The organism is Amycolatopsis albidoflavus (assembly GCF_039525725.1).
Lineage (GTDB): Bacteria > Actinomycetota > Actinomycetes > Mycobacteriales > Pseudonocardiaceae > Amycolatopsis > Amycolatopsis albidoflava.
Genome location: NZ_BAAAHV010000007.1, coordinates 211,775 through 221,773 on the forward strand (window position 1 = coordinate 211,775; position 9,999 = coordinate 221,773).

At 69.2% G+C, this 9,999-nt stretch carries 8 protein-coding genes; 5 read left to right on the plus strand and 3 right to left on the minus strand.

Annotation, left to right across the window (positions count from 1 at the left end; all coding sequences use genetic code 11):
* Nucleotides 1-18: 18 nt before the first annotated feature.
* Nucleotides 19-2,406: a GH92 family glycosyl hydrolase gene (locus tag ABD156_RS10295; protein ID WP_344269765.1), complete on the plus strand. Its 2,388-nt coding sequence runs from the start codon at nt 19-21 to the stop codon at nt 2,404-2,406.
* Between the two features lie 314 nt (nt 2,407-2,720).
* Entirely contained in the window at nt 2,721-3,089 is a 369-nt protein-coding gene (locus ABD156_RS10300) for a DUF3817 domain-containing protein (protein ID WP_344269768.1), read from the plus strand.
* A 52-nt stretch (nt 3,090-3,141) separates the two neighbouring features.
* Here ABD156_RS10300 and ABD156_RS10305 read toward each other — a convergent pair whose 3' ends face one another.
* The gene (locus ABD156_RS10305) at nt 3,142-3,642 is read right to left on the minus strand and encodes a MarR family winged helix-turn-helix transcriptional regulator (RefSeq protein ID WP_344269771.1); all 501 of its coding nucleotides are present in this window, start codon (nt 3,640-3,642) and stop codon (nt 3,142-3,144) included.
* Between the two features lie 70 nt (nt 3,643-3,712).
* Here ABD156_RS10305 and ABD156_RS10310 point away from each other — a divergent pair, with 70 nt between their 5' ends.
* The gene (locus ABD156_RS10310) at nt 3,713-4,015 is read left to right on the plus strand and encodes a thiamine-binding protein (protein ID WP_344269774.1); all 303 of its coding nucleotides are present in this window, start codon (nt 3,713-3,715) and stop codon (nt 4,013-4,015) included.
* Nucleotides 4,016-4,048: 33 nt separating this feature from the next.
* Here ABD156_RS10310 and ABD156_RS10315 read toward each other — a convergent pair whose 3' ends face one another.
* Complete coding sequence (locus tag ABD156_RS10315) at nt 4,049-4,456, minus strand: hypothetical protein (protein ID WP_344269777.1); 408 nt, start codon at nt 4,454-4,456, stop codon at nt 4,049-4,051.
* Between the two features lie 154 nt (nt 4,457-4,610).
* Here ABD156_RS10315 and ABD156_RS10320 point away from each other — a divergent pair, with 154 nt between their 5' ends.
* Nucleotides 4,611-5,531 (plus strand): tetratricopeptide repeat protein, encoded by a 921-nt coding sequence (locus ABD156_RS10320; RefSeq protein WP_344269780.1) that lies wholly within the window; start codon nt 4,611-4,613, stop codon nt 5,529-5,531.
* 193 nt (nt 5,532-5,724) lie between these two features.
* Here ABD156_RS10320 and ABD156_RS10325 read toward each other — a convergent pair whose 3' ends face one another.
* Nucleotides 5,725-7,167, minus strand: coding sequence for a neutral zinc metallopeptidase (locus ABD156_RS10325; RefSeq protein WP_344269782.1), 1,443 nt, complete (start codon nt 7,165-7,167; stop codon nt 5,725-5,727).
* Between the two features lie 128 nt (nt 7,168-7,295).
* Between ABD156_RS10325 and glgP the strand changes: the two genes are divergently transcribed.
* Nucleotides 7,296-9,839: an alpha-glucan family phosphorylase gene (gene glgP / locus ABD156_RS10330; RefSeq protein ID WP_344269785.1), complete on the plus strand. Its 2,544-nt coding sequence runs from the start codon at nt 7,296-7,298 to the stop codon at nt 9,837-9,839.
* Nucleotides 9,840-9,999 lie beyond the last annotated feature (160 nt).

Below are 9,999 nucleotides of genomic sequence, written 5' to 3' on the forward strand. Positions count from 1 at the left end.
CTTTCCCAGAGGAGTCCCATGAGGAGCAGGGTTTTGGCGAGTGCGGTGGCGCTCGCTGTCACCGCGGCGGCGCTGACGCCGGTCGCGGCGCAAGCGCGTCCGGCAGATCCGCTGGACGCGGTGAACACGTTCATCGGCACACAGGACGAGGGCAACACTTTCCCCGGTGCGTCCGCGCCGTTCGGCATGGTGCAATCCAGCCCGATCACCACGCATTACGCGGGCTATCTCTACACCGACACCGCGATCCGCGGCTTCGGCCATTTCTTCCTGTCCGGCGCGGGATGCTGGGAACAGGGCGGCCTGGTGTCGATGCTGCCCACCACGGGCGACATCGGCCCGGGCGCGGCGTTCGACACGAGCAAGCCCGCCACCTTCGACCAAGCCAAGTACGCCGCGCCGTACACGCACGAAGGCGAAGTCGGGAAGCCCGGCTACTACAAGGTGCATCTCACCGGCTACGGCGGCATCGACGTCGAAACCACCGCCAGCACGCGCAGCGGCGTCGAGCGATACTCCTTCGACAAATCCGGCCCAGCCAACGTTTTCGTGAACGTCGGGCAGGCCAATGCGAAGGAACCGGTCAGCGGCAGCAGCGTCCGGATCGTCGACGACCACACCATCGCGGGCACCGTCGAATCGCAAGCCTTCTGCGGCGGCAAGCCGTACACCACTTACTTCACCACGAAATTCGACCAGCCCTTCTCTTCCTACGGCACCTGGTCACCAGACGGCGGTACGCCCGGAAGTCGCTCGGCACAAGGCGGTGCGGGCCTGCGCGGCGCGTGGCTGACCTTCCCGAAGGGCGGCCAAGTCACTGCCACCACGTCGATTTCCCAAGTGGACGCTCGTGGCGCGGACACCAACCTCGCCGACTCGCGCGTGCGTCCCTTCGACGCGGTGAAGAACGACGTCCAGCGTGCCTGGCGCCGTGAACTGTCCAGTGTGGACATCACCGGCGGCACCCCGGACGACCGCACAGTCTTCTATACCTCGCTCTACCACGCCTTCCTGCAACCGTTGACCGCGAACGACGCCGACGGCCGGTACTACGGCTTCGACAAGAAGATCCATCGCGCCATCGGCTGGACGTACTACGACTTCTTCTCCCTCTGGGACACCTACCGCTCGCAAAACCAGTTGCTGGCACTGCTGAAACCGGACCGGGCCAGGGACGTCGCGAAGAGCATTCTCGCGATCCACGATCAAGGCGGCTGGCTCCCGCGCTGGGCGTACGCGAGTCAGGAAACGAACACCATGACTGGAGATCCAGTCACGCCATTCCTGGTCGACCTGTGGCGTTTCGGTGCGTTGAGCGGCGACGAAATGCACGCCTACCAAGCGTTGCTGCAGAACTCGCGCGAAATCCCGCCCGCGTCGTCACCGTTCCAAGGACGCTCCGGCAACGCGAGCTACCAGGCCGACGGATTCGTCCAATACGACCCGAACTTCCCGAAGAAGGGCCAAGACACCGACCCGGCACACGGTGCGTCGGCGACCCTCGAATACGCCCTCGGCGACTGCTCCCTCTCGGTGATGGCCTCCGCGCTCGGCCGCAAACAGGACGCGAAACAGCTGGCAGCCAAGAGCCGGACATACGCGACGCTGTGGGATCCGTCGGTGACCGACCGCGGCTTCACCGGCTACTTCCGACCGAAGGTGACCGGCGGCAGCTGGTACACCCCGGCCGACGGCCCGTACAGCCCCCAAGGCCAGGACGGCTTCCACGAGGGCACGGCGTGGCAGTACCAGTGGCTGGTGCAGCAGGACGTGCCCGGCCTGGTCGCGAAGATGGGCGGCGCGGCCAACGCGGGCAAGCGGCTCGACGACTTCTTCGCCTACGACGACCTGGTGAAGGACCCGGCGAAGACCGCGCACGAGAAGTGGGTCGTCGGCCCGTACGACTACTACAAGCAGTTCCGCTACAACCCCAACAACGAGCCCGATCTGCATTCGCCGTGGATGTACACGCTCACCGGACAGCCGTGGAAGACCTCCGCGGTGGTGCGGGCCGCGCACACGCTGTTCACGAACGCCCCCAACGGCGTCACCGGAAACGACGACCTCGGCACCATGTCCGCCTGGTACGTCTTCAGCGCGCTCGGCCTCTACCCGGCCGTCCCGGGCACCGGCGACTTCGTGCTCAACGCGCCGCGGTTCGCCAAGTCCGTGCTGCATCTGCCCAACGGCCGCGATTTCACCGTCAACGCCCGCGGTGCCAGCGGGGCGCAACTGCAGTACGTCTCCGGGCTTCGCGTCAACGGCACGGCGTCGGACAAAACGTTCGTCAGTCTCGAACAACTGCGCCGCGGGTCCACTCTGGACTTCTCGCTGACCGGCGACGCGCCCAAGGCCACGTGGGGAACGTCACGCTCCTCCGCGCCGGCTTCTCCTTGTGCCGGTTAGTGATCGCTGCGGGACAGTCAGTGAAGGCCGCCTCCCGGATCTTGGGATCGGGAGGCGGTCTTTCCCGTTAACCGGGCATTTCCCGCCCGTTTCCGCCCGTCGTCCGGAATTGGTGCAGACCAATGACCGGTGTGCTCGTGACCAGAGTCACGGGCCCCGGTGTTCCGGTGAAGCGGGTCACGCCTCACACTGGTCTCATACCCGTTCGACAGCGCTGTTGACGCCAGGCGGTTCCGTCCGCCTTGGACAGTCGCGTCGGACGTGTTTTTTGTGTGTGCAGTCAGCACGCACCAGGTGACGCACAGGAGGATGTCGTGTCCAGCAAGGCCGCTCTCGTGTTCCGCGTGGCCGCAGTCGCCGAGGCCCTGTCCTGGCTCGGCTTGCTGATCGGGATGTTTCTCAAGTACGTCGTCGGCGCCTCTAACGAGGGCGGCGTGCCCGTCCTCGGCATGGTGCACGGCGTCGTCTTCGCCCTGTACGTGATCGTCTCCCTGTCCGTGGCGAAGCCGCTGGGCTGGCGGGGCAAGACCCTGGTGCTGGCGCTGCTCGCGAGCATCCCGCCGCTGTTCACCTGGCTGTTCGAGAAGTGGGCGCTGCGCAACGGCAAGCTCGACGGCCCGCAGCGGCTCACCCACGGCGGCGTCGGCCTCTTCGTCCGCGCGCAGGAGCCGGTCGGCGTCTGATCTTCCGCTTTTCCCGAAGGGCCCGTGCGAGCAGCGCGGGCCCTTCGTGCGTTTACGCGGTGAAGTCGCCCGCGGACTTGCGGACCTTGGTGAGCAGTTCGGTCAACTGCTCCACCTGCCGCTCGGTGAGCCCGGTGAGCCCGAAATCGATGCCGGTCACCGCGGCGGTGGCGGTTTCCCGCAGCGCGCGGCCGTCGTCGGTGATCTCGACGAGCGTGGTGCGCCGGTCGGTCGGATGCGGCACGCGCTTCACGAGCCCGTCGCGCTCGAGCCGGTCCACTATGTTGGTGACGCTGGTGGGATGCAGCTGCAGCCGTTCGCCCATCACCCGCATCGGCAGCCGCGCGTTGCGGGAGAAGGTGAGCAGCACGAGCGCCTCGTAGCGGGCGAAGGTGAGGCCGTGCGGCTTGAGAGCGCCGTCGACCGCCGACTGGATGATCTGCTGCACCCGCATCACACCGGTGACCGCGGCCATGGTTCCGGCCGGGCCGATCCGGTCTTCCCACAGCTGCGCGGCACGGGCGATCGGATCGAACGGCAGCGGACGGTTCATGGCAACCGAAGCTACCAGCGGGTACCCCGGTCGTGGGGGTCGCCCTGCGAGAACAGGGAAGGAAAGCCACATGATCGTCGCGTTCAGCGTGAGCCCCTCGGCGGGAGAGCCGGACGGCGGTGTCAGCGAGGCCGTCTCGCGCGCGGTGAAGGTGGTGCGCGAATCGGGGCTGCCGAACTCGACCAGCTCGATGTTCACCGAGATCGAAGGCGAGTGGGACGAGGTCATGGCGGTGGTGAAGAAGGCGGTGGAAGCCGCGGGCGAGGGCTCGGCGCGCGTCGGGCTGGTGCTGAAGGCCGACATCCGCCCCGGCTACTCCGGGCAGCTCGCCGCGAAGGTCGAGCGGGTCGAGGCGCACCTGCGCGAGGACTGAGCCAAGGGCCGCGGGCGGGCCCGGGCTCTCGGGCTACGGAATCGGCGGCGTGAACGCGATCGTCCAGCGCCCCTTGGAGCTGGTCACCGCGAGCCGGTAGCTGAACTGCTCGCCCGCCCCGGTCTTCCCGTGCACGACGGCCGCGGTGGGGGAGTGCTCGTCCGGCGACAGCTGCACGGAGATGTCACGTGCGTTGCCGTCCTTGAGGACGCCGACGTAGTCCTTGGCGAGGTCGCCACCGCCCGAACCAGGGACGTCGAAGAGCCCGGCGAGCGCGTCCGCGTCCCGGCCGCTCAGCGCGGCGGTGAGCTCGGTGCGCAGCTCCGGCGGGGACGCCGCACCGGGCGGGTCCTGGTGCGCGACGGTCACCGTGATGCTGGCGATCCATGCCACCGCGACCACGACGGCGGCGGCCACCGTGGCGTTGCGCCGGCTCAGCATTCTCGGCCTCCCTGTTGTCCTCGCGGAGAGCATGCCTCAGGGGAGTGCGCATGCCAAAAGCGAACCTCGGGCCTGCCGCTGAACTCTCGCGGCGAGGCGTGCCAGGATGGAGGGCGTGACACACCCACGCGGATCTGCAGCGAACTCAGCGGCCATGTCCGCCGCGTTGTCCGGCGCGGTCGACCTGTCCGCGCTCAAGGCAAGGGCGGAAGCGAGCCGGAACCAGCCGCCTTCAGGCGCCGGGCAGCCGGACGGCGCTCCCGCCCCGTCGTCGGACGCGGTGCTCGAAGTCACCGAGGCGACCTTCCAATCCGTCGTCGAACTCTCGCTCAACCAGCTCGTGGTCGTCGACCTGTGGGCCGGGTTCTCCGAGCAGTGCCAGCAGCTGACCGCGGTGCTGGAGCGGCTGGCCGGCGAGAGCGGCGGCTCCTGGGTGCTCGCGAAGGTCGACGTCGAGGCGAACCCGCGCATCGCGCAGGCGTTCGGCGCGCAATCGGTCCCGACCGTGGTCGCGATCGCCGGCGGCCAGCCCGTGGACGCCTTCTCCGGCGCGCTGCCGGAGCCGGAGATCCGCAAGTGGCTGGGCTCCCTGCTCGACGCCCTGCGCGACCGCCTGCCCGGCATCCGCGCCGCCGAGGAGGCGCGCGGCCCGGTGGAGGAGCCGGAAGACCCGCGCTTCACCGAGGCGGAGGACGCCTTCGAGCAGGGCGACTACGCCGCCGCGCAGGCCGCGTACGAGCGCATCCTGGACGCCGAACCGGCCAACGAACTGGCGAAGAACGCCCTGGCGCAGGTCAAATTCACCGCCCGCGCCGAAGCGGCCGACCCGAGCGCCCGCGAGAAGGCCGAAGCCGACCCGAAGGACATCGACGCCCAGCTCGCGGCGGCCGACCTGGACGTCGCCGAACAGGACGTGGAAGGCGCGTTCCGCCGCCTGGTCGACGTTGTCCGCCGCACCGCGGGTGACGAGCGCAACCGCGTCCGCGAACACCTGGTCGCCCTGTTCGAACTCTTCGACCCGGCCGACGAGCGCGTCGCGAAGGCTCGCCGCGACCTGGCGAGCGCCCTTTTCTGAGCCCCCGCTTCAAGTCCGTGAAGGGCTCCTTGAGGGAATCAGATTCCCTCAAGGAGCCCTTCACAGCTTTTCAGCCCGCCCGGACCCCTTCGCCCGGCCTCGCCCGCGAGACGTCCGTGAGGGCCACCTTCAGGGACTCTGATTCCCTCAGGGTTCCCCTCACGACCCACGCGACCACCTTCGAGCGCAAACCTCAGGGGTATTGCTTGGAGCAGGAGGACGACCCCTCGAGGTACCCGCGCCGCAGCGCCTCGACCCGGTCGAACCCGCTGTCCGGCCGCTCCCCGTTCACGTTCGCCGACACCAGCCCGTCCGGCCGGAGCAGGTCCGCGATCGCCTCGTCCAGGTCTCCGGACGACAACTTCAGGTTCACCCCGCCCGTCGGATGATTCGAGAACGCCGCCCAAGCTCCCACCAGGCACGCGGTCCGCAACCCGGCATTAGGCGTATCGATCGACGCCCCCACGCCCTTCTGGACCCCGATCGCGTACCGCGACGCCAACTCGGCGAAGGCAGCGAAGTCGCCCAGCCCGCCCCCGGCCCGTCCGGCCATCTCGGCTTCCTGATCCACCGGCTCGGCCAGCTTCTCCAACGCCCGCTGATCGAAATTCACCGTGTTGTCGTTCGGGCAGTAAGACGCGGGCGGCGTGCTGGGCCCGCCGGAGCAGCTGCCGGAACCCGCCGTGAACCGAGGCCCCTGCACTCCAGCGCCCTTGAACGCCTCGTCAAGGCTGGCCTTCAAATCCGTCACCGTCTTCTCGCTGAACCGGGCGTCGCCCTTGCCCGTGTCCTTCGCGTCGAACGGCCGCTCAGTCAACCGCTTCTGCACGTTCTGCGCGTTCATCCCCGCGCATTCCTTCGGTCCCTTCTCGAACCCGGCCTGGAACGCATACGTCCGGTCGAACGCCGTGCCGTGCGCCTGCCGATCAGTCGCACTCGTCCCGGCCTGGTCGCGGATGAAGAACATCGCCGCCAGGATCTGGTCCAGCCCCTCGGCCGTCGACACCCGGTAGAACTTGCTCTTGTCCTCGGCGACCCAGCGGAAATACCCGCCGGCGAAACAGTCCGCCTGCTGTTCCTTCACGACCGTCGGCGTCGACTTCGAAATCCCCGCCGTGGCCCCGAGCCGGTACTGGATCGCGTGGCCGAACTCGTGCGCCAGCACGGTCACCACCGACATCGGCCCGAACCGCTTGCGCAGCATCGGCAGCAGCACGCCGCGGTCCCACGCCACCGAATCGTCGCCCGCGCAGTAGAACGCGTTCACCAGCTGCTTGACGCTGCCGCACGCGGTGTTCTGGGTGTCGCGCTTCGAGTCGTACGACAGCAGCGACTTGACCGGCTCGAACCGCTTGCCGCCGAACTCCGCGGGCAGCGCCTCGCTCCAGTAAGCCTGCACGTCGGCGATCGCGGCGGTGGCGAGCTGGTCGTCCTCGCCGCCGCTGGCGTTCTTCACCGGAAGATCCGGCCGCGGCGCGTCGGCGCGCAGCCCGCTCTCGAAATGCGTGACCGGCAGGCCGGCGACGTTCCCGGCGCCCGGCGTCGCCGGAGGAGTCTTGTCCCCGCACGCGGCTGTCCCCAGCACGGTCGCCGCGACCAGCGCGACCAGCGCGTACCGGCGTCCCCCTCGGCTCATGTTCCCTCGTTCCCCATCCGCGTCCGACAACGAACCGGGACATTACTGACCCGGATGGCGGGGCGCGCGGACAATCCCCGAAGTGGGGTGCGAGCGCGCGCGGAGCGGGCCGGATATCGTCGCTGACCATGCGTGCAGTCCGCCGGTTCACCGTCCGCGCCAGCCTGCCCGAGCCGCTCGCCGGGCTCGGAGCCCTCGCGACCAACCTTCGCTGGACCTGGCATCCGCCGACGCGCGACCTGTTCGCCTCGATGGACGCCGAGCTGTTCGACAAGATCCGCGACCCGCTGCGCATGCTCACCGCGCTGCCGCCGGAGCGGCTCGAGGAGCTGGCGAAGGACGAGGACTTCCTGAACCGCACCCGCGAGGCCGCGGCCGGGCTGGAGCGCTACCTCAGCGAACCGCGCTGGTATCAGCGGCGCAGCGACGACGGCCTGCCGCGGGCGGTCGCGTACTTCTCGATGGAGTTCGGGGTCACCGAGGCGCTGCCGAACTACTCCGGCGGCCTCGGCGTGCTCGCCGGCGACCACCTCAAGGCGGCCTCGGACCTCGGAGTGCCGATGGTCGGCGTCGGCCTGCTCTACCGGTCCGGCTACTTCCGCCAGGGCCTGTCGCTCGACGGCTGGCAGGTCGAGCACTACCCGGTGATCGACCCGAACGCGTTCCCGCTGGAGCTGGTCACCGAGGACGGCCGCCCGGTGCTGGTCGAGGTCGCCATGCCGGGCGGGCGCGACCTGCGCGCGCAGATGTGGCGTGCCCGGGTCGGCCGGATCCCGCTGCTGCTGCTCGACACCGACATCGAGGCCAACGACGAGGACCTCCGCTCGGTCACCGACCGGCTGTACGGCGGCGACGCCGACCACCGGATCCGGCAGGAGATCCTGGCCGGCATCGGCGGCTTCCGCGCGGTGCGGAAGTTCTGCGAGCTGACCGGGCATCCGCAGCCGAAGGTGTTCCACACCAACGAGGGCCACGCCGGATTCCTCGGGCTGGAGCGCGCCCGCGAGATCATCCAGTCCGACGGGCTCGCCTTCGACGAGGCGCTCCCCGCGGTCCGCGCCGGCACCGTCTTCACCACGCATACACCGGTCAGCGCGGGCATCGACCGCTTCCCGGTCGACCTGGTGCAGCGCTACTTCTCCGATGGCAGGCTCGTCCCGGACGTCGACGTGCGCCGCGTGCTGCAACTCGGCGCGGAGGACAACCCCGGCCTGTTCAACATGGCGCACATGGGACTGCGTCTCGCGCAACGTGCAAACGGCGTCTCCGAGCTGCACGGCCGCGTCACGCGCCGGATGTTTTCCCGGCTGTGGCCCGGTTTCGACGACGCCGAGGTGCCGATCGCGTCCATCACCAACGGCGTGCACGGGCCGACCTGGGTGGCGCGCGAGCTGAGCGCGCTGCTCGGCGGCAACCACGAGGAGTTCGGTCACGAAGGCCGCACGCCGGACAGCTCGCTGCGCGACGGCGTCAGCGACCAGCAGCTGTGGGAGCTGCGCCGGGAACTGCGGGGAAAGCTCGTCGGCGAGGTCCGGCGGCGGGTGCGGGCGGCGTGGATGCAGCGCGGCGCGTCAGCGCTGGAACTCGGCTGGACCGACCGCGTCTTCGACCCGGACGTGCTGACCGTCGGCTTCGCCCGCCGCGTCCCGACGTACAAACGGCTCACGCTGATGCTGCGCGACCCGGACCGGCTGCGCGCGCTGCTGCTGGACGAGAAGCGGCCGATCCAGATCGTGATCGGCGGCAAATCGCATCCCGCCGACGAGAACGGCAAGCAGCTGATCCAGCAGATCGTGCGCTTCGTCGACGATCCCGCGGTGCGCCACCGCATCGTCTTCCTGCCGGACTACGACATGTCGATGGCCCGCTACCTCTACCGCGGCTGCGACGTGTGGCTGAACAACCCCGTGCGGACGCTGGAAGCGTGCGGTACGTCCGGGATGAAGTCGGCGCTCAACGGCGGCTTGAACCTGTCCATCAAGGACGGTTGGTGGGACGAGTGCTACGACGGCTCCAACGGCTGGGCCATCCCCACCGCGGACGGCGTCACCGACCCGCTCCGGCGCGACGACCTCGAAGCCGCCGCGCTGTATGACCTGCTGGGCCAGCAGATCGCGCCGCTCTACTACGACACCGGCGCGGACGGCGTGCCGACCGGCTGGCTCGCGATGGTCTGGCACACCTTGGAAACGCTGGGCCCGCGCGTGCAGGCGTCGCGGATGGTGCGCGAGTACGTCGATTCCGGCTACCTGCCCGCGTCGCGGATGGTCGCCGCCGCCACCGACAACAGCCATCAGGGCGCGCTTTCACTGGCGGACTACCGGACCAAACTGGAAGTCGCCTGGCCGCGCGTGCGGATCTTCGACGCCGAACTCCAGTACGACCACACCGGACGGCTCGTGGTGGGCGCCGAGGTCACCATCCGCGCCCGGATCGACCTCGCCGGGCTCGAACCGTCCGAAGTGGACATTCAAGCCGTGGTGGGCCAGGTCGGCGACGGGGACGAACTCGCGGAGTCGGTGCAGGTCCCGATGACGCCGGACGGAATCGGCGCGTTCGCCGCGACCCTGCGGCTGCCGCGCGCGGGCTCGGTCGGCTACACGGTGCGAGTGCTGCCGAAACACCCGCTGCTGGCCAGCCCGGCGGAGCTGGCGCGCGTCGTACTCGCCTGATCAGCGAGCGCCCCAATGCCACATTGGGTGCATGCGACGCACCCAATGTGGCATTGGTTGCGTGGGACGCACCCAATGTGGCATTGGTTGCGTGGGACGCACCCAATGCCACATTGGGGATTTTTCATCCTGTTGGTGCTGGTCAGGTGGGATTGACGGT